Genomic DNA, 22,208 nt, shown 5'->3' on the forward strand with positions numbered 1-22,208 from the left:
CGCTACGCACCCCGAAACCGGAAGAGCCCCTTTACGCCTGCCCGATCGTGGGAAGCCTGGCCGTCAGTAGCGTGCGGGGCTACTGGCGGTAGCTCACCAGGAAGTTGCCGAGCCGCTCGATCGCGTTCTCCAGCTGCGAAGCCCACGGCAGCGTGACCACGCGGAAGTGATCCGGCGTGGGCCAGTTAAAGCCGGTGCCCTGCACCATGAGGATTTTTTCGGCGCGCAGGATGTCGAGCATGAGCTTCGAGTCATCGTGAATCTCATACACGTCCGGATCCAGACGCGGGAAACAGTACAGCGCGCCCATCGGCTTCGTCACCGACACACCCGGAATCTCATTGAGCTTCTCGTAGGCAATATTGCGCTGCTTGAGCAAGCGACCACCCTCACCGGTGAGCTCATAAATCGACTGCCGCCCACCAAGTGCGACCTGAATCGCGTGCTGCGCCGGTACATTCGGGCACAGGCGCGTGCCCGCCAGCAAATCCAGGCCCTCAATGAAACCGCGGGCATGGGACTTCGGGCCCGTCAGCACCATCCAGCCCGCGCGGTAGCCGGCCACGCGGTAGGCCTTCGACAGGCCATTAAACGTGATCGTCAGCAAGTCCGGCGCCAGGGAGGCAATCGAAATGTGCTTCGCACCGTCATAAAGAATGCGGTCATAAATCTCATCCGCCAGAATCAGCAGATTGTATTCGCGTGCTACCTCAACGATTTTCTGCAGCGTTTCACGCGAGTACACAGCACCCGTCGGGTTATTCGGATTAATGACCACAATTGCCTTGGTCTTCTCCGTTACTTTTGCGCGAATATCCTCAATGGACGGATTCCAATCATCCTCTTCATCGCACAAATAGTGCACGGGCGTGCCACCCGCCAGCGACGTCGCCGCCGTCCACAGGGGGTAGTCAGGGGCGGGGATGAGAACCTCATCGCCGTCGTCAAGCAGCGCCTGCGTGACCATCGAAATCAGTTCGGAGACGCCGTTGCCCAGGTACACGTCATTGACGTCGAAGCTGGGGAAATCCTCCAGCTCATAGCGGGTTACAATCGCGCGCCGTGCCGGGATAATACCCTTCGATGTGGAGTAGCCCTGGGAGGTCGGCAGCGCCGCAATCATGTCGCGCATGATGACGTCCGGCGCATCGAAACCAAACACTGCCGGGTTGCCGGTGTTGAGCTTCAAAATGCTGTGCCCGTCGAGCTCCATGCGCTCGGCCTCCGTGGAAACCTCGCCGCGAATATCGTAGGCAACGCCTTGTAGTTTGGTGGATTGATCAAAAATCCGGTTGTGTGTCATGCCGGATATGTTACTTCTGGTTCCACTGCTCCAGCTTGCGTTTGGCCAGATTCATCGCATCGCCGGTGATTTCGCTTGCTTGACGACGCCTCTCCGCCCATTGCGCCTGCTCCAACGCCCGCATCTGCGCGCGTTCCTCCGCGCCCGCGGCCTTGAGCTCGCGCATGCGCTGGCGCTCGATCTGGCGCGGCGACGGGCGATGCCAGGATTCCGGGCCCACCTTGGCCACGTACAGCATGATCCACAACGCGGGGATGAGGAAAAGCAGGCCCGTTCCGGTCAGCGCGGCGGTGACGCCGGACATGGCACCGAAAGATGCAATCGAGCCGAACAACAACCCCAGCGTGCCTACCATGGCCGTGGCCAGTCGAGGCTTCTTCGTAGCCTGGTAGGCGCGCTCCATTTCACCTTGGGAGTAGATCTTGAGCTCCGTGCTGGCTTTGGTGGGGATATCCATGAAGACGGCCGCCAGCTCGCGGCGAGTCGTCGCCTCCATTATCGCGTCGGTGCGCTGTTCAAACTCGTCCATCGATAGACGGCCTTCACCCAAGGCCTGGGCGAGGTCGTTGACGGCGTTGGTCCGTTCGGCGTCGGAAAGCCGCATGCTGAAAGGATTAGTCACAATAGCCATCCTAACAGCCTATTTAGCTTGCTCCTTTTCGCGAACGAGGCCGGATAGGAACGGGAAGATTGCGACGGTGAGGGCACCGCCGGCGATGAAGATCGAGGCCATTTCTGTATCGACGATGCCCGAACCCACCGCAAGCGTCATCACCGCCACGATGATGGGCAGGCCGGTCGCCGCATAGAGCGCCACTTGGAGGCGCTCGCGGGTGGTTTCGACGTCGGAGCCCGTGTGGTGGATATTTTCGCGCAGGAACACCGGAAGGCCGCGGGTGACCAGGATGAGAAGCGGGATGCCGAGGACCTTGAGGGGCTCGTCCACGATGACCTTCCAGTCAATCGCCATGCCGGAGACCACGAAGAAGACCGGGATGAGCATGGAATAAAACACCACGTCGAGGCGGTTCTCCAAGCCCTTATGGAACTCGTCGGGCACGATGCGGTTCAGGATGATGCCCGCCGCGAAGGCACCCAGCACGATATCGAGCTCAAAGACCGCGGTGACCGCCATGAGGATAGCCAGAATCAAAATGATGAGGCGCATGATGGTTTGGTTAGTGGAGCCCGCCCCGGAGATGAATGCGTCCTTGAACCACGGCATGAGCGTCGTAATGGCAAAGGGCATGATGGCCACGGCGACCGCGATTGCGATGAAGGCCAGAAGAATCAACATCGTGGTCCACGTGGAGCGCGTTCCCAAAAGGAGCGCCATCGCGGTAATCGGCGCGACCTCACCGATGGCGCCGTGGATGACCACGGAATCGCCTACCCGCGTGCCAAGCAGCTTGTCTTGCTTGAGCATTGGCGTGATGGTGCCCAGTGCCGTCGACGTCAAAGCAATTGCCATGACGATGGCGCCGGGGATGTCATCCATGAGGAAGTACGCGCCGACGCCACACACCACCATGCAGATGAGCCAGGTGGAGAGCCCCGTCGCGGCTTCTTTCGATTTCAGGCTGGCGAGGTCGATTTCAAAACCCGCAAGCAGGAACAGCGCGCCAACGCCAAGCTCCTTGAGCATGCCGATGCCGGGGTCCTCATGGGCTAGGCCCAGCATCGATGGGCCGATGAGCATGCCGAAGAAAATGAGCAGCGCCACGGCCGGCATCTTCTTGCCTAGGGCATGGGATACCAACGGTGCCAACAGCGCCACCGCCATAATCCATGCGAAGGACACCAGCGAGTTGGTGTAGTTGGTCTCGCCCGAGGCGAGGACGTAGGTTACGTCAGTTTGCATGGGGTAGAGCGTACCTGTGGGGTATCAGGCACGCCTACCCCGTGCGTTGGTGGTGTGGCCGACGTCGCACTAGTCGCCCTTGCTTGCCGACGTCCCCGGAGCCTTCGGCGCCGCTGGCGCGTCTGGCACAGATGGTGCCTTCGGTGCGGCTGGTGCGCTTGGCGCTGCTGGAGCAGCCGGCACACTGGGCGCAGCCGGCGCTGCGGGCGCCTGAGGTGCGCTGGGCGCGGCTGGAGCCTTTGGTGCCGCGGGTGCGCTGGGTGCCGCCGGTGGTGTCGGAGCGGACGGCGCTGCAGGAGTGCTGGGCGCAGTTGGAGGTTTCGGTGCCGAAGGAGCCGCCGGCGCATTAGGCGCTGCGGGTGCTTGCGGCGCGCTTGGCGCAGTCGGAGCTGCGGGTGCCTGAGGTGTGCTGGGGGCCGCCGGTGCTCCAGGGGCGGATGGAGCCGTTGGGGCAGCCGGTGGTGTCGGTGCGGACGGCGCGGCGGGTGCGCTGGGGGCAGCCGGAGCCGCCGGTGCAATCGGAGCGCCAGGGGAGGAAGGAACTGCTGGAGCAGTAGGCACGGTTGGCGCGGACGGAGCTTGGGGCGCAGTGGGTGCTGCAGGAGCGCTGGGGGCAGCCGGAGGCGTCGGCGCTGCAGGTGCCTGCGGCGCAGAGGGAGCGCTTGGTGCGGACGGCGCTGTGGTGGGGGCCTGCGGGGAGCTTGTCGGTGCAGATTGCGCAGCGGGTGCTTCCGGGGAAGGCGCGGTGGAGACCGGCAGGCGGCGAGGCGTGTCGAGGAAGGCCTTCTCGCGCGGGGCAGGGAGGTCGCCGGAGGGGGCGATGGCGCTGCGCAGCATGAGCGCCACATCGCTGACCTGAGTTTCCGGTGCGATGGACTTCACGCCGCCCGTGAGCATGACGTTGCAGAACGGGCAGCCCGTCGCGATCTGTTCCGCGCCCGTTGCCACGGCCTGCTCCGAGCGGAACTCGTTGATGCGCTTGCCTAGCTTTTCCTCCATGAACATGCGCGCGCCACCGGCGCCGCAGCAGAAGGCCTCGTCGCGGTTGTGGTCCATCTCCGCTAGCGACGCACCGGTCGCCTCCACGAGCTCACGCGGCGGGTCGAAGACCTTGTTGTGGCGGCCCAGGAAGCACGGGTCGTGGTAGGTCACCGGTTTGCGGTCCTCCGGGGAACGCGGCACCGGGACCAGCAGCTTCTCCCGCACCAAACGGTTGAGCAGCTGCGTGTGGTGCAGCACGTCGAAGTGGCCGTCGAAGTCGGGGTACTCGTTGCGAATCGTGTTGAAGCAGTGCGGACACGTCGTGATGATTTTGCGCTGGCCTTTGGGGACGCCACGGAAGGCGTCGTTAAGCGTGGCGACGTTCTGCTCCGCCATCACCTGGAACAGGAACTCATTTCCGGCACGGCGCGCCGGGTCACCGGTACAGGTCTCGCCCGTAGCCAACACACCGAACTTCACGCCGGCGGTGTGCAGCATGTCCACCACGGCGCGCGTCGTGGCGCGGCCCTTGTCGTCATACGTACCCGCGCAACCGACCCAGAACAGGTACTCCAGGTCCGAAAAATCCGCAGCGTCCTCACCAATGATCGGCACCTCAATGCCATCGGCGCGCGCCTCATCGATCCACACGCGGCGCTCCGAGGCGTTGCGTCCCCACGGGTTGCCCTTCGTCTCCATGTTCTTGAACAGCCCGGTCAGCTCTGACGGGAAGTCGGACTCCGCCAGCACCTTGAAGCGACGCAGGTCCGCCACGTGGTCGATGTGCTCGATATCCACCGGGCACTGGTCCACGCACGCACCGCAGTTGGTACAGGACCACAGGACGTCATCATCAATCGTGCCCGCCATCGCCAGCACGTTGAGCCCCTCGTGTGGGTTGTAGTTATCCAGCGCGCTCTGGCGCAGGTCCATCATGAGCTTCTTCGGGCTCAGCGGTTTGTCGGTGTTCCATGCGGGGCACAGGTCCTGGCAGCGGCCGCATTCGGTGCAGGAGGAGGCGTCGAGAAGCATCTTCCAGCTCCCTGGCTCGAGGTCCTCCAAGTCCGGCGTGGGGAGAGCACCCAGCGCCTTCTCGCCGTCGGCGTTGCGTTGGAAGAAGATGTTGAAGAACGCCATGAAGCGGTGCCACATCACGCCCCATTGGAAGTAGTGGGCGATGCACGCGATGAACACCAGGCCCGTGAGCAGCTTCACCAGGGCAAAGAATTGCACCATGCTTGGCGACGCCTGCATAATCCCCGCCACACGCATCGTCAAGAAATCAGCCCACGGGGAGCCACCGCCGTACGTGGCGATCGCAGCGGCCTTGACGGCGAACATGCCGAGGCCTTCGAGAAAGACGATGACCTCCACCAGGCGTGCGGGGAAGACCTGCGAATTGTAGAAGCGGCTCCCGCGATCGGTGTGTCCGAGCTTCAGGCGCACGCCGATGAGGAAACAGATACCGAGCACGGTGCCGATGGCGAGGACCTCTTCGATGAAGTGGTACACCGGCCAGTCGCTGAGCCACGGCCAGCCTTTATCGGGCGCGAAGGTTTGGATATAGGCCTCGAACCACACGATGGCGCCGAAGAGGAAGCCCACCATCACGAGCCAGTGCGCGGCGTTGACCAGCGGCCGGCCTTTGAAGTGGGTATGGCCGAAGACTTCGATGAGCACGCGGCCGAGGCGCGCCATGGGGCGGTCGGTACGGTTCAGCTGTGTGGGCCCGCCGGAGCGGATGAACCGAAACAGCACCGTGAGGCGGTAGAAAAAGTACAGCCACACCGGGACCGATGCGGCGATGGCAATCCAGCCGAACATGAGCGCTCCTTTGATTGCTGCTGTGCGTGCCTCCTACCTTAAATCCTCGCCGTCTAAATCAGTGAGTCAGGATTCAGCTATCATCTTGAGGGCTAAGAATTCAGGAGGCGTTGTGGGCAGAATCAATGTTCCGAAGGCCGCAGTGGGCCTCGTTGCGGGCTTCGCAGCATTCGGAGTGGCCGGAGTTGCGGTTGCGCAGGGCGGTCTGACGGCGAACCTGGCGCTCTCGGGTACGTTCTTCAACGTGAATATTCGTCACTTGGAAGGCGATGGCTTTTCCTTGTTTGTGGATAGCGACAAGAAGGGCGAGGAGGATGTTCCCACCGCGCGGCTGAAGATGGAACACGCCGTGGCCTCGGATTTGTGTCTTTATGTCACCACTGACCTGCCTGCGGTGGGGGAGTCCACGCTCGCGCTCAAGGCGAAGGGCGATAACAGCGTGGAGGCCACTGGTCTCCTCGTTGGTGCGTCGAATATCGAGGGCTCGCTGGTCATGCAGGACGCGAACGTGGGCATCGACGCCAGCCAGCTGTCCCAGTCCGCCGACCCGGGAACGTGGGGCCTCTATGCCAAGCAGGTTTCGCTGACTGCCGACGACGTCCGTGCCACCTCCCTCGGCGCGAAGACCTTGTCAGCGAAGAACGTGGGCGTCTCTGTGGAGCGGGGCCGCGGCAATGTCTGCTGATCACGCTAGGGATTCCGACGCAGCACTGCATGGAGCAGAAGCGCCGGATTCTCTCGATGTCGACCAGGCTGTAGCTCCCGCGGCAGCCACAGGCGGGGTGTGGGCGCGGTTTAAGGCGTGGCGTGACCGGCGGCCGTTCTTTCCGGGGTTGCTGCTCATACTTTCGGGAATCGTCATCGCGATGCCGGCTTATTTCACGGTGCAGATTTCCGACCTGCTCGTCATGATCTCCACGGTGTCGGGTGTGTCCACGCTGCTCATCGGGGCGCTGTTGGTCATGTTTGGCCTCGGCGCGTGGTTTCGCCCGAGCACCTCAACGTACCTGGGCGTGCTGGGCATCATCGTGGCGGTCATCGCTATTCCGACCTCCAACCTGGGTGGCTTCCTCATCGGCTCAGTGCTCGGCATCGTTGGTGGCGCGCTGACCTTGGCCTGGGAGTCTAGCGATGGTTAATTGCCGTCGTTTGCGTTGGCATCAGAGCGTGGTTCGCCCTTCGCGCGTGAAGGCCGGGGTAGCCGTGCTCAGCGCGCTAATCCTGGGGAGTAGTGCGGGACTAGTTGGGGCGCAAGTTGCGCCCGCACAACCTTATTTCTCCACCGTGACGGCTGATGAGGTGACGCTGACGGGGAACGTGAAAGCCTCGCTGTGCACGATGCCCACCCGCGACGGGGAGGTGCGCGTCCTCGAGCTCACCGGGGACCGCCTCGTTGTGCGCGATTTGGCTATCACGCTGCCGGGCAACGCCGGCGATGGCCTGCTCACCACCGACGACGCCTTGACCGAAGTGGAGGGTTCAGTGCGTATCGTGGCGACGTCCCTGACCTCCACGCCCACCGTCGAAGGCGTGCGCACCGTGCCCGTCACGGCGGATCTCACCAGCGACGATATCAATGCCGTCCTCGATCAGCTCGGGATTCCGCAACGGAATCCCGTCCCTGATACTGAGCTTCCCGACGCCCTCATGGAGCACCTTTCCTTAAGCGACGTCACCCTTGAGCTGGCGAACCTCACGGGTGACACGTTCTCGGCCCCGATAATGTCCGTGACGGTCGACTAGCTCTCGTCCTCGCGGAACTGGGACTGGTGGAGGCGCCAGTAGGCGCCGTGGGCGTCGAGAAGCTCGGCGTGGGTGCCCTGTTCGACGATGCGGCCTTCTTCCATGACGATGATGAGGTCGGCGTCGCGAATCGTGGAGAGGCGGTGCGCGATGATGAAGGACGTGCGGTCCGCGCGCAGCGCATTCATGGCTTGCTGAACGAGCACCTCGGTGCGGGTATCCACGGATGAGGTGGCCTCGTCGAGGATGAGCAGCGCCGGTTGCGCCAGGAAAGCGCGGGCGATGGTGATGAGCTGGCGCTCGCCGGCGGAAATCGCGCCGCCATCCTGGTCAATCTTGGTGTCATAGCCCTCGGGGAGGGAGTGGACGAAGCGGTCCACGTAGGTGGCCTTCGCGGCGGCAATGACCTCCACGTCGGTGGCGTCGAGGCGGCCGTAGCGGATGTTGTCCATGATGGTGCCCTCAAAGACCACGGCGTCCTGCAGCACCATGCCCACTTGGGAGCGCAGCTCGTGGCGGGACATCTGCGCGGTGTCGACGCCATCGAGGCGGATGGTGCCCGAATCGATGTCGTAGAAGCGCATGATGAGGTTGACCAGCGTGGTCTTGCCAGCACCCGTGGGGCCGACGATCGCCGCGGTCTGCCCCGGCTCCACGCGCAGGCTGAGGTCCTGGATCAGCGGCTTGTCGGGGTCATAAGCGAAGTCGACGTCTTCGAATGCCACGAGCCCCTTCGCACGCCCACCCAAGCGGGAGGTGGGCTCCTCGGCGGGCTCTTCTTCGGCGTCGAGGAACTCGAAGACGCGCTCCGCCGATGCCACGCCCGACTGCACCTGCTGCATCATGCCGCCGAGCTGGCCCAGCGGCTGGTTGAACTCGCGGGAATACTGGATGAAGGCCTGCGCGCCGCCCAACGTCAGCGAGCCGGAGGCCACCTTGAGCGCGCCCAGCACCGCGATGACCACGTAGGACAGATAAGAGATGAACTGCATGATCGGCATCATCATGCCTGCCAGGAACTGCGCCAGCGACGCGGAGCGGAACAGCTCCTCGTTGCGCTTATCAAAATCCTTCGTCATAGAATCGATGCGCCCGAAAACTGTCGCCAGATCATGGCCGGAGAAGGCTTCTTCGACCTGCCCGTTGAGGTCACCGGTGGCCTTCCACTGCGCCTTGAATTGCTTCTGCGCGCGCGAGCCAACCACCGCGATGACCACCGCAGTCAGCGGCAGCGCCAGCAGCGCCACGAGCGCTAGCTGCCAGGACACGGTGAACATCATGACCGTGATGCCCACGACCATGAGCAGGTTATAAAACAGCTGCGAAATGGCCTGCTGCAGGGCGGACTGGATGTTATCGGCATCGTTGGTGGTGCGCGAGAGAAGGTCACCGCGCGACTGCGTGTCGAAGTAATTGAGCGGCAAGCGGTTGAGCTTGGCCTCGATGTTCTCGCGTAGGTCGAAGACCACCTTCATCACCAGAGAGTTGAGCAAAAAGCCCTGCCACCACTGGAAGAGAGAGGACACCACGTACATCGCAATCACGATGCCAATAATCGTGCCCAGCTTGGAAAAATCAATGCCGAAGCCGGGGTGCAAGTCCATTGCTGAGGCCATGTCGGCGAACTTTTCCTGCCCACCCGCGCGCAGCGCCGCGATCGCCTGGTCCTTGGTTACACCAGCGGGCAGCTGGCGGGAGATGACGCCGGAAAAAATAACGTCGGTGGCCATGCCCATGACCTTCGGCGCGGCCACGGCGAGGAACACGCAGATGATATTCATCGCCGCAATTGCCCAAAGCTGCGCCTTGAACGGCGCGAGGAGACCAAAGAGGCGCTTGGCGGAGGGCCAGAAGTTCTTGGCTTTGCGCGGGGCGTTCTCGCCGGTCTTCTCCTCGATCTCGGCAGTGGTGTCTTCACTCAACGTAGCGTTGTCCTGCTCAGCCATTTATGCCACCTCCGAGGTCTTCTGGGATTCCACAATTTCGCGGTAGGTCTCCGATGTGTCCAGCAGCTCCTCGTGTGTGCCGCGGGCGACGACGCGCCCGGCGTCCATGACCAGAATCTGGTCGGCATCCACGATCGAGCTCACGCGCTGCGCCACGATGATGGTTGTGGCTTCGGCGGTGTACTCGCGCATTCCGGAGCGCACGGCGGCATCCGTGAGCACGTCCAGCGCGGAGAAGGAATCATCAAAGAGATACACCAACGGGCGGGCAACGAGCATGCGCGCGATGGACAGGCGCTGGCGCTGCCCACCGGAGACGTTGGTGCCGCCCTGGGAGATGTGCATGTCGAGGTCCTCAACAAAGTCCGCCTGGGCCACGCGCAGCGCGTTCCACAGCTCCTCATCGGTGGCCTCCGGCGCACCCAGGCGCAGGTTGGAGGCCACGGTGCCGCTAAACAGGTACGGCTTCTGCGGCACGAGGCCTACACGCTTGACGACGTCTTTCCGCGCCATCTCGGCGATATCGGTGCCGTCGAGAAGCACGCGGCCCTTCGTCGGGAGATAGAGGCGCGGGATGAGGGAGAGCGCGGTGGTCTTGCCGGAACCGGTTGCGCCGATGAGCGCGGTGGTGGTGCCGGGGGTGGCGGTGAAGGAGACGTCGTGAAGCACGGGCGCTTCGGCGCCGGCGTATTGGAAGGAGACGTTGTCGAATTCGACGACGCCCTCGGAGTGCTCCGGGGTACGGGGTTGAGCCGGCTCGGTGATGGAGGGTTCGTGTTCGAGGACATCGGTGATGCGGCGCGCGCAAATGATGGCGCGGGGGAGGATCATCGCCATGAAGGTGCCCATCATGACCGCGGCGAGGATCTGCAGCAGGTACTGCAGGAAAGCGGTCAGCGAGCCGACCTCCACGAGGCCCTCGTCCACACGGTGGCCACCGAACCAGAGGACCGCGCCGGTGGCCACGTTGAGAATGACGGTGATGATGGGGAACATGAGGATGAACAGCTGGCCGACCTTGAGGGAGAGGTTGGTCAGGTCGCGGTTGGCGGTGCGGAAGCGCTCGGCTTCGTGCTCCTCGCGAGTGAAGGCGCGGACGACGCGGATGCCGGCGATTTGCTCGCGCAGGGTGCCGTTCATGACGTCGAGCTTGCCTTGCCAGGCGCGAAAGAGCGGCATGAGTCGGACGATGATGACGGAGATGGCGGCCAGCAGCACGGTGACGGAAACCGCGACGAGCCAGGACATGCCGGCGTCTTCGCGGATGGCCATGATGATGCCGCCGATGGACATGATGGGGGCAGTGACCATGAAGTTGAGGATCATCATGTAGACCATCTGGATCTGCTGGACGTCGTTGGTGCCGCGGGTGATGAGGGTGGCGGTGCCGAAGTTGCTCATGTCTTCGGCGGAGTAGCGGGTGACGCGGCGGAAGATATCGGAGCGCAGGTCGCGGCCGAGGCCCATGGCGGTGCGGGAGCCGAACCAGATGGCGGCGATGGCGGCGATGACTTGGGCGAAGGCCACGATGAGCATGATGCCGCCGGTGTGCCAGATATAATCGATGTCTACTTGGGCCACGCCCCTGTCGATGATCTTCGCGTTGAGCGAAGGCAGGTAGAGCGTTGCCGCGGTGGATAGTGCCTGGAGGAGCAGCACCGCGATGACGTAGCCGGTATAGGGCTTGGAGCGGGATAAAAGGATGCGAACGAGTTCCATGTGCCAGCGTTTCGTGCATGTTGGCGGCCGCGCGGTTGCTGCGCTGGGCCGCTGAAGGGCATTGACCGCAAAAGTCTATCCGTTATGGTTGCGCGGGCGCTAGCCCGCGCGTCTAGCGAGTGCGGTGGTGCGAGGACTGGCGGCAGGCTTCCCCGTATCAACGCGCGAGCGCCTAGCTCGCGCGCTCGCGCGCTAGAAGCACACCGGTGCGCGCTGGGCCTGTTCCGTGACGGTGGCCCAATCTTCTACGTCGGCGGTGGGGTGGCAGAGGCCTTCCCATGTCGTGATAGCTACGCCGCGGGCCAGGAGCTCCAGCAAGACCAAGTGGCGGTCGCCGGAGGCGGAGAGCTGGTTGAGATCTGAGTGGTTGATGTCCGCGTCCGGGCCATTACCCACGCGCACGTTGCCGATAAGCCGCAGGCGCGGCGTGGTCCCCTTCGGGCATGGCGCGGCGATAGATTCTGCGCCGGAGAGCCCAGCGAAGCGTCGCAGCAAACCGAAGGGCGCAGGGCGCTGGCAGTACAGGTCCACGCACAGCCCGGCCCCGATGAGTCGCTCGGCGGTGGAGAGCGCTGCGGGGCCGTCCCCGACGATGGCTACACGCTGCATAAGAACCCCTTCAGTTCGGTAAAAATAGACTGTCTAGTCTGTAAATCTAGTCCGCTCGGTTCAGTCTGGCTAATTTTTATTCTCCCTACTACCCAAGCTCACAGCCCTCGCGCCCCTTAGTGGGGCTGCACACAAGCACAGCTGCCTTTAATGTGAGGAGTCATGACCGAACCGATTAACCTGCTGGACCGCGGCGACTACCGCGACCCCAGCATTAGCCCCGAAGGCACCCGCGACACCGCGCCGCTCGAGCCTGCCGTGGCCCAGCGCAACCAGGAACTCGTCGACAAGTGGGCCGATAAGCTCCACGATGCCTCCGCCGAAACGATTACCGCGTGGGCCGCCGAACACGCGCCGGGCCGGCTCGCCGTCACGATGTCCATGGAAAACACCGTGTTAGCCGAGCTTGCGCACCGCGCCCACTTAGACGCCGATCTGCTCTTCATCGACACCGGCTGGCACTTTCCGGAGACGCTCGAGGTAGCGGGGGACGTCGCCAAGCGCTATGCGGACCTGCCGCTGGTGACCGTGCGCCCACTGTTGAGCCCAGAGGAACAGGACAAGATTTATGGCCCGCGCCTCTATGCGCGCGACGTTGCGGCCTATAACCGCATGCGCAAGGTGGAGCCGCTCAACATGGCCATGGACCCCTACGTCGGGTGGGTCACCGGCCTGCGCCGCGCCGATTCCGAGCACCGCGCCACCGCCCCGGCGCTGAGCCTGGACCGCACGGGACGGCTGAAGATTTCTCCGATTATTACCTGGGACCTCGATAACACCGACGCCTACATCAAGGAACACGATCTCATCATTCACCCCCTCACCCTGCAGGGCTACCGTTCCATCGGCTGCGCGCCGTTGACCTTCCCGGTAGGCGAGGGCGAGGATGCACGCTCCGGGCGTATTTTCGCTGACGGCAAGACAGAATGCGGGTTACACGAATAATGACTCTTTCACCACACCTTAAAGATTTAGAGAACGAATCCCTCCACATCCTGCGCGAAGTCGCCGGGCAATTCGACAAGGTAGGCCTGCTCTTTTCCGGCGGCAAGGACTCCGTCGTCGTCTTCGAGCTCGCCCGCCGCGCCTTTGCGCCGGCCACAGTGCCCTTCGAGCTCATCCACGTGGATACCGGCCACAACTTCCCGGAGGTCATTGACTTCCGCGATCAGCTCGTCGCCGAGACCGGCGCCCGCCTGCACGTGGCGCTGGTCCAAGACTGGATCGACCGCGGCGACCTCCAGGAGCGCCCCGACGGTACCCGCAACCCGCTGCAGTCCGTGCCGCTGGTGGAGACCATCGCGGAGCGCGGCTATGACGCCGTCCTGGGTGGTGCGCGCCGCGACGAAGAACGCGCCCGCGCCAAAGAGCGCATCTTCTCCATCCGCGATTCCTTCGGTGGCTGGGACCCGCGCCGCCAGCGCCCGGAGCTGTGGGACCTGTACAACGGCGGCAAGATGGCCGGCGAAAACGTCCGCGTCTTCCCCATTTCTAACTGGACTGAGTCCGATATCTGGGAATACATCGGCGCGCGCAACCTGCAGCTTCCCTCCATCTACTACTCCCACCAGCGCGAGGTGTTTAACCGCAACGGCATGTGGCTGACACCAGGCGAGTGGGGCGGACCGCGCGAGGATGAACCGTTGGAGACCCGCACCGTGCGCTACCGCACCGTGGGGGATATGTCCTGCACCGGTGCCGTGGAATCCACCGCCGCCTCGCCGGATGAAGTGCTCGCGGAAATCTCCATTTCCACCCTGTCCGAGCGCGGAGCCACCCGCGCCGATGACAAATTGTCCGAGTCCGCCATGGAGGACCGCAAGAAGGAAGGCTACTTCTGATGACGACCACCACCCTTGCGCCGAATGTCGGCGCCCTCAAACAGCGCGATACTCTGCGTCTGTGCACCGCCGGATCCGTCGATGACGGCAAGTCCACCTTCGTGGGCCGTCTGCTTTATGACACCAAGTCCGTGCTCGCGGACCAGGTGGAGTCCATGGAGCGTTCCTCCGCCGACCGCGGTTTTGACGGCATGGATCTCTCTTTGCTGGTGGACGGCCTGCGTGCCGAGCGCGAGCAGGGCATCACCATCGACGTGGCCTACCGCTACTTCGCCACCGATAAGCGCACCTTCATTCTCGCCGATACCCCAGGACATGTGCAGTACACGCGCAATACGGTGACCGGCATGTCCACGTCCCAGGTGGTGGTGCTGCTTGTCGACGCCCGCAATGGCGTCGTCGAACAAACCCGCCGCCACCTCAACGTCGCAGCACTCTTGGGCGTGCGCCACGTCATCCTGGGCGTGAACAAGATCGATCTGGTGGACTATGACGAAGCAACCTTCCGCGCGATTGAGACGGAGTTCAACGACATTGCGGCGCGCTTGGGCATTACGGACTCTGTTGCCATCCCGATTTCTGCGCTCAAGGGCGATAACGTGGTGGAGCGCTCCACCACCATGGATTGGTACGAGGGGCCGACGGTCCTTGAAACGCTAGAGACCGTCCCCGTGGCCACCGGCCGCGCCGATGACTTGGACTTCCGTTTCCCTATCCAGTACGTCATTCGCGAACACGCCTCTGACTACCGCGGATATGCCGGCCGCGTGAAGGCCGGGCACGTGGCGGTGGGGGATGAGGTAACGCTCCCGGGCGGGCGCACCTCGACCGTCACCGCGATTGACACCACCGATGGCTCGCTTGCTGAAGACGAGGCGGCGCGCGCCGGCGACTCCGTGGTTCTGCGGCTGGCCGATGACATCGATTTGGCTCGCGGCGACCTCATCGCCGGCACGCAGCGCCCGGAGGAGGTGCGCGAATTCGCCGCCACCGCGGTGGTCCTCACGGACAAGGAGCTGCGCGCGGGACAGATGGTGAAGCTGCGGTATGGTGCGGCGCTGGTCAAGGCCCGCGTGGCATCGGTGGACCGCATCCTCGACTTAGACGGCGTGGCGGATGTTGAGGCCCCGGAGTCCGCAGCACTCAATGACATCGCCTACATCACCGTCCAAACACAAGCGGAGCTTCCCGTCGAGGACTATGCCGCCCGCGGCGCGGTGGGCAATTTCCTGCTCATCGATCAGTCCAGCGGCAACACCCTTGCCGCCGGCTTTGTGGGCCAGCGTCTGCGTTAATACCCCCCCTGACCCGCGGCTAGATGGCCGCGGGTTTCGGCGTTTTAAACGTTCTTCTCGGCCTGCTTGCGGCCCAAGGTCTTGCGCAGGGACCAGATGAATTCCGCAATCATCAGGTAGACGGGGGTGCCGCCGGCGACCATGAAGAAGAAGGCGCCGGCGGAGCTGGCCTCGTCGACGTAGTCATCGGCGCCGTAGAGGAGCTCGACGCTGCTGGCGTTGCCGACCTCCGCGAGGGCGCCGAGGCCGCGAATGGTGGAGATGATCCACATGAAGGCCAGCAGGCCCCACACGATGCACCACTGAATCGACTGGGCGCGCTGACGGGAGGGCTCCACGGGGAAGGAGAAGTTGCTCAGGCCGACGTTGAAGTTGGAGGAGCCGGAAGCCTGGGCGGTCGAAGGCTGGGGCATGAGCTGTACTCCGGAGCCAGACGTGGCGATCTCACGGATGCGGGCGACGTCCACCTCAGGGCCGAAGGGATCCGCGATAGCTCGGTCATACTGCTCGCGGCGGTCCTGTCGGGAGAAGATGCTGTGGGCGGTGGAGAGTTCGTCGTAAAGCGCGGCGTTGGAAGGATCAGTCGCGGCGAGGCGGCGCTCGATATCCGAGGTCAGGGTCGCGGAATCAGCGGAAGGGTCAAGGTTGAGGGAGTTATAGAGGTTGTAGTGTGCCACGAGGCGAAAAGTCCTTTCGAGGGGTTAGCAGGGATCGCTGAAATCTGCATTGTTATTGAGCGAACGGGCGTTGCCACCGTATCGCGCCTTGAGCTTACAGACCTCATCCACGCTGTGGCCGGCGTCGTAGTAGGCCGCATAGACCTGCTTGCCTTCGTGCTCCGAACGCAGCGAGCTGCATGCTGTTCCCGGCATGATCTTGACCCCGGCGTAATGGGCCTCAACGCGGTTGATTTCGGATTGCGGGGACTCGCCATAAGGGACGAGGAGGGAGTCCACGATGAGGATATAGCGGCCATCGCAGGTCTCTTGCGCTTGTGTGCTCTCAGCGCTGTCCTCAGTGCTCTGCTCGCAGAGGGGGATGTCATCCGTGATTTGCTTCGGGACATTGTCGGCGCTGAGGCGGTTGGAATCCCAGCACTTGATCGTCGTTGAGTCAACGAGGTCGTCGTTCTTATAGGGAACCCATTTTCCACCGCCCCAGGAATAGAGATAAAAAGAGGAGCTATTTTCTGTGGCGAGGTAGAGCCAGTCGTCATTGCAAAACAGCGTCATCGGGCGTGGAATATCGTTCCTGGTCTTTTCGGCTGCTGTACCGCACCTGTCCTGAGGCGTGGCTTTAGACGTCACGGGTTTCGCAGTGCTCGTCTTAACGCTCGTAGTGAGGGGTTCACTGCTTGTTGTGGTGGCCTCAGAATTTGTTGTGCTGGTGCTCGGGGCCACCTGCGTAAAGAGGGCCTCCTGCTCTGTGGTTTCAGAAGAGGAGCGCGACATTAACAGCCACGTGACACCAGCAATGATCGCAAGGAGTACGACGACGGCGATGATCACAATGCTTCCCGAGCGTGCAGGACGTTCCGGGCCCTCGTTGCTTGGCGGGGCCCAAGGGTTGCTATTGGTCACGCAGGAAACTCCTTAAAACGGGGGCGGCAGACAGCAGCTTCCACAGGAAGCCGTGTCACACTATAGCCGTATTTACCCTCACAATAAGGGGTTTAATTCGGTGGGACGTCGCCGCTCATGATTGTTTTCTGCTGGTCTTCGTCCCAGCGGAACCCGGCATGCGTTTCGCCGGTGCGCCCGGCGGTGGGGAAGAACACTTCTCCCACAGCGGGTCCTAGCTCTGAGAAAAACTCTGGAGTGTTGTCGGCGACCTTTCCTTTCCATTGGATTTTGTCTTCTTCGTTGTAGTCCAATGTGCTGGCCAGGGTATCCCCGCCTAATCGGTCTAACCAGCCTTCTATAGCGGTTTCTTCTTCCGACATGGCGGAACCAGGTCCCGGAAGAACTGTCATTTCCAGTCCCACATATGCAATCCCTTTCGGATTCGAGACCGTGAAAATTGCGTAGGCGAGTCCCGCTGCTCTCCACACCGCCCGAAGCTCTACTGCAGCTGGAGAAAGCCCATTGTCTCCTGCGTAGTATCGCTTTAGCAGGCAGTTCATCTTCTCCGCGAATTCTGCTGAATTCCAGCCATCAGTCATCTTCATCAGTTTTCTGGGCCGGATAAGGTCTTGATATTCACGGCGGCTATTAACTGTTTAACGAGCCCAGATTCTTTTCTAGTTTTCTGCATCCCAGAGCTTGCTATATTCGTCTGCAATCAAAGGCCACATAAAAGAGCATGCTTCGTCGTAAGAGCGGGCATCGGTAATGGCATGGCCGCTGATAACTAGGTCGTGGTAAATCAAGCGGCCTGACTCATCGTGGCGCTCCTCTGGATCTGGAAACCTTAAAGCCAAGTGCCCATTGCAGCGTTCAAACACGCGGCGGGAGTTTTCAAAGCCCGAAAATGCCTCAAGATATGGCGGCAATGGGTCCTTATAGCCGCCATCGAGTAAGAACTTATGGCCCCAGTGCTTGCCTCGCGTAGCCCAGATTATTTCCATCGCGGCGACCTTTCGAGAATGTCGTTGTCGATGCTCTCGCGCAATTTCATGATGAAATCTGTAAGCAACAATTCCTTAAATTCATGCTTTTCCACCGCATCCTTTCGAGCTTCAGCAATCACCGGAATGGTCGCAGACATGAGGGGATCAACCAGACCAGCGATACCTTGAGCCTTCGCTAAAAAACTGAATGGCTTCTTGTTTACTTTGTCAAGCATCGCAAGAGCCGTTTGGGCTATGCCAAGCCCCCTCTTTACGATCTTTTCGTCTGCTAGGCCAGCCGGGAGAAGGCGCAATACATTCCACCGCTGGTAGCGTTGGATAGGCAAAATCGTAGATAGCGGAAGCAAAGCATCAACGCCTTTGTGCTTTTCTAAATCAATAGTGCCGTTCTTGAACTCAGCTGAAGAAATGACGATGTAGTCTTCTCCGACGGATAGAGCCTCGTCGCCGTTGACGAAATCTGCCAGAACTTTGCGCAGCGCGTTCAGTTCATCTGCGGCATGGAGAATGACGAGTTCATGGAGTCTGTGCGCATCTAACTCCGGCATGAGGTCAGCTTTAGAAAGCGCGATAACCCAGATACGGGGAAACTGCTCCAGCCGTTCATTGTCAGCAATGATGTCGGATTTAATGCCCAGCAATGTGTTCCGGAAGGTGCCGAATAGTGACTTGAGGTAGCGCTCTTCGTCGCCTTGGTGGTCGAGCAGCTTTTGTGCGTCAACCAAAACCAGGGCGACATCTGATTGGATCAGTTGGCGGAAAGTATGCGCCCGATCATTTCTTTCGCTTTCAGAGTTGACTTCGGACTCAAACCATTCGCCTGGATAGTCATGCCAAGTAATGCCAATGTGCGAAGTCTTCTTTTTCGCGTCCAAAGGTTGGGACTCGGGGACGAATCTAAAGCTGAATGGAGAGGAAACAAACTTATCCTGCATCGGAGCTTGGGCTTGCTCTTTCATTCCCAAGTATTTTTGGAGCAATTTGTTTCCGCGCGCGGAGTCTTCCGCTAGGAATCTGTACCCGTTCTTACGGATTGCTGATGGCTCGTGGAGGCGGCCAAAGAGTGAGGAAAGAAGGACTGTCTTTCCGCTTCCAGCCTGACCAAAAACTGCGATGTGCTGGTGAATTTGTTGTTTGCTCATAGTGCGAAAATACATCAGCGGAAAAAATCGCGCCTAATGCGTGCGAGAACTTCTTAGAAGGACAAGGGGGAGCAAAAGCGGCGGATTGATTACGTCTTTAATTGCCCAAAGACGTTGGCGGAACGTCGCCTCTCATGACTGTTTTCTGCTGGTCTTCGTCCCAGCGGAATCCGGCATGCGTTTCGCCGGTGCGCCCGGCGGTGGTTTCGCCCTCGCGTGCCCAGTGGTAGGTCACGGCGATCTCAGCGTCACTCACTCGCTCGACGGTGGGGAAGAAGCCATAAGGCTCGAAGGTAGCAGTGCCAAGGTATTCGCCTTTGTGGAAGAGCATGATGTGGTGTGGCGAGGAGGCCGTGGCACCCTCGATGGTGATAATTTGCCAGCTCAAATCCGCGCAAGGGTCGAAGCCGTCGGAAGAGGATAGTTGCCAGCCAAAGTCATTCCACGGCGCGATGCTGCCAATGCCTGATTGATAGGCCTCGTCGGCGTCAATATCCTCGCAGGACTCCGACTTGTCCGCGCTCTGGGTAGGGGAAGGTGCCTCGCTGCTCGTCGGCTCAGGGCTTATCTCCTCTTCCGTGGTGTTCTCGGTGGCAACGTTCGCCGAGCTGTTGTGGACCGCACTGAACATAGGGGTCTCTGCCTCGTCCTGATGGCTTTGCGCACAAGCAGCGAGTGGGAGGCAGATGAGGATAGCGCCCACAAAGGCAGGCCTGAGCATTATTTTTCCTTCCATAAAAAGTGCGCCTCGTGTGAGGCGCACGATTGGTTTTATCTTAGCGAGGAGGAACGTCACCGCTCATGACGACTGTGTTCTGGGCAGCATCCCAGCGGAAGTTCGCTTCCGTGGAGCCCGTCGGTGCGGCATTGGCGTCGCCTTCTTGCGGCCAGTGGTAGGTCACGGAAATCTCACTGCCGTTGACCTGCTCGACGCTGGGGAAGAAGGCGTAGGGTTCGGCAGTGGCGGTGCCGATGTACTCGCCGTAGTGGAAGAGCATGATGTGGTGCGGCGAGGAAGCCGTCGCGCCTTCGACGGAAATGGTCTGCCAGCTCAGCTCCGCGCACGGATCGAAGTGGGCGGAATCAACCAGTGCCCAGTCATGTCCATTCCACTGGGGAACCTGGGCGATGTTGTCGGCGAAAGCGGCGTGGGCATTTCCTGCCTCGCAGACTTCGGCTACGGGGCTAGCCTGAACTTCTTCTGGGCTGCTGCATGCAATGAGGGGGAAGCAAAGTAGTGCGGTTCCGGCGAAAACTCGTGGTGTGAACATTGTGTTCTCCTTTCTGAGGTCTCGGTGTGGTTCCAGACCCTACAAAGGCCGCAGAGACCCCGGCCAGAGTTACGGAGAGCATTCCTCGGGCCAGCGGGTAGTCTCGCAGGCATGGAGAATCTGTCTGGTCGTACACTGTTCGTCGCTGCCGTGGATGCCGAAGCCACGCATGTTCCTGAGGGAGCGCCACTGCTCATCACGGGTATTGGTACGGTTCCCGCCGCCATCGAGCTGACAACGGTGCTGGCGTCGGCAGAGGTGTTGCCGGAGCGTGTCATCAACATCGGTACTGCGGGCGCGCTTCGCGACGATCTCTCAGGCGTCTTCGAGATCTCCCACGTACGCAAGCACGACTTTCACCTGGAGGTGCTCAGCGATGTCTCCCGCTATCTGCTCCCGGAGGTCATCGAGCTAGAGACCTCCGGTAAGCTGCCGACCGCCACGCTTGCCACGGGTGACGCCTTTATTTCGGATACCCCGACCCGCACGCGCCTTGCCCAGGATTCTGCGCTGTGCGATATGGAGGGCTACGCCATCGCTGCGGTGTGCCGAAAGTTTGGTGTGCCGTGCACGCTTCTCAAGCAGGTTTCGGACACCGCTAACGAAGAATCCTATGGCTCGTGGGCCTCGGTGCTCGACCGCGCGGCGGAGGAGTTGGCCGCCGCCTTCGGCACGGTGTCCGCGGATTAGACCCCACATACGGAAAGTGCCCTAGTTGCCAAAACCATCGCTCCCGCCGCGGGTGGTGGGGGAGAAGTTTGGCAACTAGGGCAGTTGCACGGCCAGGGCTAGAGCCATGCACCGGTTGTGTGGCTAGCGGGCGTCGCTGGCCTCTAGGTTCTCGTAGAGCTCCATGACGTCCTCATGGCCCTCCGCCGTGGAAATCTTAATGTTTTTAGCTTCGATTTCGCCGGCACGCAGGCTGGCCATCTCCTGGTGGTAGCGGAAGACCACGGCAATGGTGGCAGCCACCGGCACAGCCAGGAAGGCGCCGATGATGCCGGCCAAGGCGGAGCCGACCGTGACGGAGAGCAGCACCATTGCCGCGTGCAGGCCCATGGCCTTGGATTGCAGCATCGGCTGGAGGACGTTGCCCTCCACCTGCTGGACGATGATGATGAGAGCCAAGGCGAGCAAGGCCTTCGTCAGCCCATCGGAGACCAGCGCGATGATGACGGCCAAAGCGCCCGCAGTGACAGCGCCAATGACCGGGATGAAGCTGGCGAAGAACGTAACTACGCCGATGACAAGGGCCAGCGGTACCTGGAGAACCCAGAGGCCGAGGCCGATGAGGATGCCGTCGACGGCCGCGACGGCTGCTTGCGCCTGAATGAAGCCAGATAACGTGTTCCACACGCGAGTCAGCAGCTCGGTGGCGTGCCAGCCGGCGGAGTAGCCGGTGTAGGTGCGCAGCCACGGCAGGAATTTATCGCCGTCCTTGAGGATGAAGAAGGCTACGAAGAGCATGATGGCGAGCGCCATGGCGATGGAGCTGGCCATCGATACACCGGAAATCACCCCGGTGGCGATGTTGGAAGCTTGGCCCTTGATGAAGGTCATGGCGTCATCAAGTACTTCCTGGACTTTCGCGGCATCAATATCGAAAGGTAGGTCCTTGGCCATATCGACGAGCTTGTTCAAGCCGCCTTCAGCCTGATTGACCAAGGACGCGCCCTGAGAGGAGACGACCGGGGCCATCGCCGCGAAGACGCCGCCGATGATGGCCAAAAAGCCCAGCAGCGTGGTGATGGAGGCCAGCGCGCGGGGGAATTTGTGCGCGCGCAACCAGTTGGTCACGGGGAAGAGCACCGTGCACACCAAAATGGCCAGGATGACCGGCAGCAGGCCCACCCAGATGAACTTCAGCAGGTAGCCGGCCAGGCCGACGCCCGCCACCACGATGATGAAGATCAAGCACACCTTGGCCAAGGAGATGGCATCGCGCCCGAGGACGCGAGACTTGTCATCGGTCTTCGACACCGGGAGGGTAGCTTCTTCATTAATGGGCTCCGCGGCGGCAGAAGCCGCCGCGCCAGAGGCCGTGGAGGACGTGCCCGAGCGGGCACCGTCATCATTGTTGTTTGTCATGCGCTCCATCTTCTCA

The 22,208-nt window shown here is 61.7% G+C and carries 22 protein-coding genes; 7 read left to right on the top strand and 15 right to left on the bottom strand.

Features of this window, described 5'->3' with window-relative positions:
• Positions 1–79 precede the first annotated feature (79 nt).
• The 4 genes from HMPREF2604_RS05805 to HMPREF2604_RS05820 form a co-directional block, all read right to left on the bottom strand.
• On the bottom strand, positions 80–1,303 hold the full coding sequence (locus HMPREF2604_RS05805) for a pyridoxal phosphate-dependent aminotransferase (protein WP_070531971.1): 1,224 nt from the start codon (positions 1,301–1,303) through the stop codon (positions 80–82).
• Between the two features lie 10 nt (positions 1,304–1,313).
• A complete protein-coding gene (locus tag HMPREF2604_RS05810) occupies positions 1,314–1,934 on the bottom strand; it encodes a DUF1707 SHOCT-like domain-containing protein (protein WP_227485910.1) in 621 nt (206 codons plus the stop codon).
• Between the two features lie 9 nt (positions 1,935–1,943).
• On the bottom strand, positions 1,944–3,164 hold the full coding sequence (locus tag HMPREF2604_RS05815) for a cation:proton antiporter (RefSeq protein ID WP_070523707.1): 1,221 nt from the start codon (positions 3,162–3,164) through the stop codon (positions 1,944–1,946).
• Between the two features lie 69 nt (positions 3,165–3,233).
• Positions 3,234–5,969: a (Fe-S)-binding protein gene (locus HMPREF2604_RS05820; RefSeq protein ID WP_070563978.1), complete on the bottom strand. Its 2,736-nt coding sequence runs from the start codon at positions 5,967–5,969 to the stop codon at positions 3,234–3,236.
• A 112-nt stretch (positions 5,970–6,081) separates the two neighbouring features.
• On the opposite strand from HMPREF2604_RS05820, the gene HMPREF2604_RS05825 reads away from it, so the two are divergent.
• From HMPREF2604_RS05825 to HMPREF2604_RS05835, 3 genes are read left to right on the top strand one after another with little or no spacing between them, the layout of a single operon-like run.
• Entirely contained in the window at positions 6,082–6,654 is a 573-nt protein-coding gene (locus HMPREF2604_RS05825) for a DUF6230 family protein (RefSeq protein WP_070563981.1), read from the top strand.
• A complete protein-coding gene (locus tag HMPREF2604_RS05830; protein WP_246818383.1) occupies positions 6,644–7,108 on the top strand; it encodes a DUF6114 domain-containing protein in 465 nt (154 codons plus the stop codon). Before HMPREF2604_RS05825 ends, HMPREF2604_RS05830 begins: the two co-directional genes overlap by 11 nt.
• Before the next feature lie 28 nt (positions 7,109–7,136).
• The gene (locus HMPREF2604_RS05835; protein WP_246818384.1) at positions 7,137–7,712 is read left to right on the top strand and encodes a hypothetical protein; all 576 of its coding nucleotides are present in this window, start codon (positions 7,137–7,139) and stop codon (positions 7,710–7,712) included.
• Here the strand turns inward: HMPREF2604_RS05835 and HMPREF2604_RS05840 are convergent.
• The 3 genes from HMPREF2604_RS05840 to HMPREF2604_RS05850 form a co-directional block, all read right to left on the bottom strand.
• Positions 7,709–9,658 (bottom strand): ABC transporter ATP-binding protein, encoded by a 1,950-nt coding sequence (locus tag HMPREF2604_RS05840; protein ID WP_070563988.1) that lies wholly within the window; start codon positions 9,656–9,658, stop codon positions 7,709–7,711. The genes HMPREF2604_RS05835 and HMPREF2604_RS05840 overlap by 4 nt on opposite strands.
• Entirely contained in the window at positions 9,659–11,377 is a 1,719-nt protein-coding gene (locus HMPREF2604_RS05845) for an ABC transporter ATP-binding protein (RefSeq protein WP_070563991.1), read from the bottom strand.
• A gap of 192 nt (positions 11,378–11,569) precedes the next feature.
• The gene (locus HMPREF2604_RS05850; protein ID WP_070563996.1) at positions 11,570–11,986 is read right to left on the bottom strand and encodes a methylenetetrahydrofolate--tRNA-(uracil-5-)-methyltransferase; all 417 of its coding nucleotides are present in this window, start codon (positions 11,984–11,986) and stop codon (positions 11,570–11,572) included.
• A gap of 162 nt (positions 11,987–12,148) precedes the next feature.
• Between HMPREF2604_RS05850 and HMPREF2604_RS05855 the strand changes: the two genes are divergently transcribed.
• From HMPREF2604_RS05855 to HMPREF2604_RS05865, 3 genes are read left to right on the top strand one after another with little or no spacing between them, the layout of a single operon-like run.
• A complete protein-coding gene (locus tag HMPREF2604_RS05855; RefSeq protein WP_070563999.1) occupies positions 12,149–12,931 on the top strand; it encodes a phosphoadenylyl-sulfate reductase in 783 nt (260 codons plus the stop codon).
• Entirely contained in the window at positions 12,931–13,827 is an 897-nt protein-coding gene (cysD, locus tag HMPREF2604_RS05860) for a sulfate adenylyltransferase subunit CysD (protein ID WP_070564002.1), read from the top strand. The genes HMPREF2604_RS05855 and cysD overlap by 1 nt, the downstream gene beginning before the upstream one ends.
• Entirely contained in the window at positions 13,827–15,122 is a 1,296-nt protein-coding gene (locus HMPREF2604_RS05865) for a sulfate adenylyltransferase subunit 1 (protein WP_070564005.1), read from the top strand. Before cysD ends, HMPREF2604_RS05865 begins: the two co-directional genes overlap by 1 nt.
• 44 nt (positions 15,123–15,166) lie before the next feature.
• Here the strand turns inward: HMPREF2604_RS05865 and HMPREF2604_RS05870 are convergent, their stop codons facing one another.
• The 7 genes from HMPREF2604_RS05870 to HMPREF2604_RS05900 form a co-directional block, all read right to left on the bottom strand.
• Positions 15,167–15,799, bottom strand: a complete 633-nt coding sequence (locus tag HMPREF2604_RS05870; protein ID WP_070564008.1) for a hypothetical protein — start codon at positions 15,797–15,799, stop codon at positions 15,167–15,169.
• A gap of 24 nt (positions 15,800–15,823) precedes the next feature.
• A complete protein-coding gene (locus HMPREF2604_RS13915; protein WP_141746435.1) occupies positions 15,824–16,702 on the bottom strand; it encodes a flagellar basal body-associated FliL family protein in 879 nt (292 codons plus the stop codon).
• Between the two features lie 92 nt (positions 16,703–16,794).
• Complete coding sequence (locus HMPREF2604_RS05880) at positions 16,795–17,283, bottom strand: hypothetical protein (RefSeq protein ID WP_246818385.1); 489 nt, start codon at positions 17,281–17,283, stop codon at positions 16,795–16,797.
• 78 nt (positions 17,284–17,361) lie between these two features.
• Positions 17,362–17,688, bottom strand: a complete 327-nt coding sequence (locus tag HMPREF2604_RS05885) for a hypothetical protein (protein ID WP_070532048.1) — start codon at positions 17,686–17,688, stop codon at positions 17,362–17,364.
• Positions 17,679–18,833, bottom strand: coding sequence for a TRAFAC clade GTPase domain-containing protein (locus HMPREF2604_RS05890; protein WP_070532050.1), 1,155 nt, complete (start codon positions 18,831–18,833; stop codon positions 17,679–17,681). The genes HMPREF2604_RS05885 and HMPREF2604_RS05890 overlap by 10 nt, the downstream gene beginning before the upstream one ends.
• Positions 18,834–18,930: 97 nt before the next feature.
• Positions 18,931–19,554, bottom strand: a complete 624-nt coding sequence (locus HMPREF2604_RS05895; protein ID WP_070564011.1) for an LppP/LprE family lipoprotein — start codon at positions 19,552–19,554, stop codon at positions 18,931–18,933.
• A gap of 55 nt (positions 19,555–19,609) precedes the next feature.
• A complete protein-coding gene (locus HMPREF2604_RS05900; RefSeq protein WP_070564013.1) occupies positions 19,610–20,104 on the bottom strand; it encodes an LppP/LprE family lipoprotein in 495 nt (164 codons plus the stop codon).
• 111 nt (positions 20,105–20,215) lie between these two features.
• On the opposite strand from HMPREF2604_RS05900, the gene HMPREF2604_RS05905 reads away from it, so the two are divergent.
• A complete protein-coding gene (locus HMPREF2604_RS05905; protein ID WP_070523666.1) occupies positions 20,216–20,794 on the top strand; it encodes a nucleosidase in 579 nt (192 codons plus the stop codon).
• A 123-nt stretch (positions 20,795–20,917) separates the two neighbouring features.
• Here HMPREF2604_RS05905 and HMPREF2604_RS05910 read toward each other — a convergent pair whose 3' ends face one another.
• Positions 20,918–22,192 carry an AI-2E family transporter gene (locus tag HMPREF2604_RS05910; RefSeq protein ID WP_210384668.1) on the bottom strand — a complete coding sequence of 425 codons (1,275 nt, stop codon included), beginning with the start codon at positions 22,190–22,192 and terminating at the stop codon, positions 20,918–20,920.
• Positions 22,193–22,208: the final 16 nt, after the last annotated feature.

This window comes from Corynebacterium sp. HMSC055A01 (assembly GCF_001809405.1).
Taxonomy (GTDB): Bacteria; Actinomycetota; Actinomycetes; order Mycobacteriales; family Mycobacteriaceae; genus Corynebacterium; species Corynebacterium hesseae.

What these genes read in the sequence shown, in the direction of transcription:
- HMPREF2604_RS05910 (WP_210384668.1), bottom strand. Translation starts at nt 22,192, where the DNA reads ATGACAAACAACAATGATGACGGTGCCCGCTCGGGCACGTCCTCCACG.
- HMPREF2604_RS05815 (WP_070523707.1), bottom strand. Translation starts at nt 3,164, where the DNA reads ATGCAAACTGACGTAACCTACGTCCTCGCCTCGGGCGAGACCAACTAC.
- HMPREF2604_RS05880 (WP_246818385.1), bottom strand. Translation starts at nt 17,283, where the DNA reads ATGACTGATGGCTGGAATTCAGCAGAATTCGCGGAGAAGATGAACTGC.
- HMPREF2604_RS05895 (WP_070564011.1), bottom strand. Translation starts at nt 19,554, where the DNA reads ATGCTCAGGCCTGCCTTTGTGGGCGCTATCCTCATCTGCCTCCCACTC.
- HMPREF2604_RS05865 (WP_070564005.1), top strand. Translation starts at nt 13,827, where the DNA reads ATGACGACCACCACCCTTGCGCCGAATGTCGGCGCCCTCAAACAGCGC.
- HMPREF2604_RS05845 (WP_070563991.1), bottom strand. Translation starts at nt 11,377, where the DNA reads ATGGAACTCGTTCGCATCCTTTTATCCCGCTCCAAGCCCTATACCGGC.
- HMPREF2604_RS05850 (WP_070563996.1), bottom strand. Translation starts at nt 11,986, where the DNA reads ATGCAGCGTGTAGCCATCGTCGGGGACGGCCCCGCAGCGCTCTCCACC.
- HMPREF2604_RS05805 (WP_070531971.1), bottom strand. Translation starts at nt 1,303, where the DNA reads ATGACACACAACCGGATTTTTGATCAATCCACCAAACTACAAGGCGTT.
- HMPREF2604_RS05855 (WP_070563999.1), top strand. Translation starts at nt 12,149, where the DNA reads ATGACCGAACCGATTAACCTGCTGGACCGCGGCGACTACCGCGACCCC.
- HMPREF2604_RS05885 (WP_070532048.1), bottom strand. Translation starts at nt 17,688, where the DNA reads ATGGAAATAATCTGGGCTACGCGAGGCAAGCACTGGGGCCATAAGTTC.
- HMPREF2604_RS05890 (WP_070532050.1), bottom strand. Translation starts at nt 18,833, where the DNA reads ATGAGCAAACAACAAATTCACCAGCACATCGCAGTTTTTGGTCAGGCT.
- HMPREF2604_RS05810 (WP_227485910.1), bottom strand. Translation starts at nt 1,934, where the DNA reads ATGGCTATTGTGACTAATCCTTTCAGCATGCGGCTTTCCGACGCCGAA.
- cysD (WP_070564002.1), top strand. Translation starts at nt 12,931, where the DNA reads ATGACTCTTTCACCACACCTTAAAGATTTAGAGAACGAATCCCTCCAC.
- HMPREF2604_RS05830 (WP_246818383.1), top strand. Translation starts at nt 6,644, where the DNA reads ATGTCTGCTGATCACGCTAGGGATTCCGACGCAGCACTGCATGGAGCA.
- HMPREF2604_RS05905 (WP_070523666.1), top strand. Translation starts at nt 20,216, where the DNA reads ATGGAGAATCTGTCTGGTCGTACACTGTTCGTCGCTGCCGTGGATGCC.
- HMPREF2604_RS05900 (WP_070564013.1), bottom strand. Translation starts at nt 20,104, where the DNA reads ATGTTCACACCACGAGTTTTCGCCGGAACCGCACTACTTTGCTTCCCC.
- HMPREF2604_RS05820 (WP_070563978.1), bottom strand. Translation starts at nt 5,969, where the DNA reads ATGTTCGGCTGGATTGCCATCGCCGCATCGGTCCCGGTGTGGCTGTAC.
- HMPREF2604_RS05840 (WP_070563988.1), bottom strand. Translation starts at nt 9,658, where the DNA reads ATGGCTGAGCAGGACAACGCTACGTTGAGTGAAGACACCACTGCCGAG.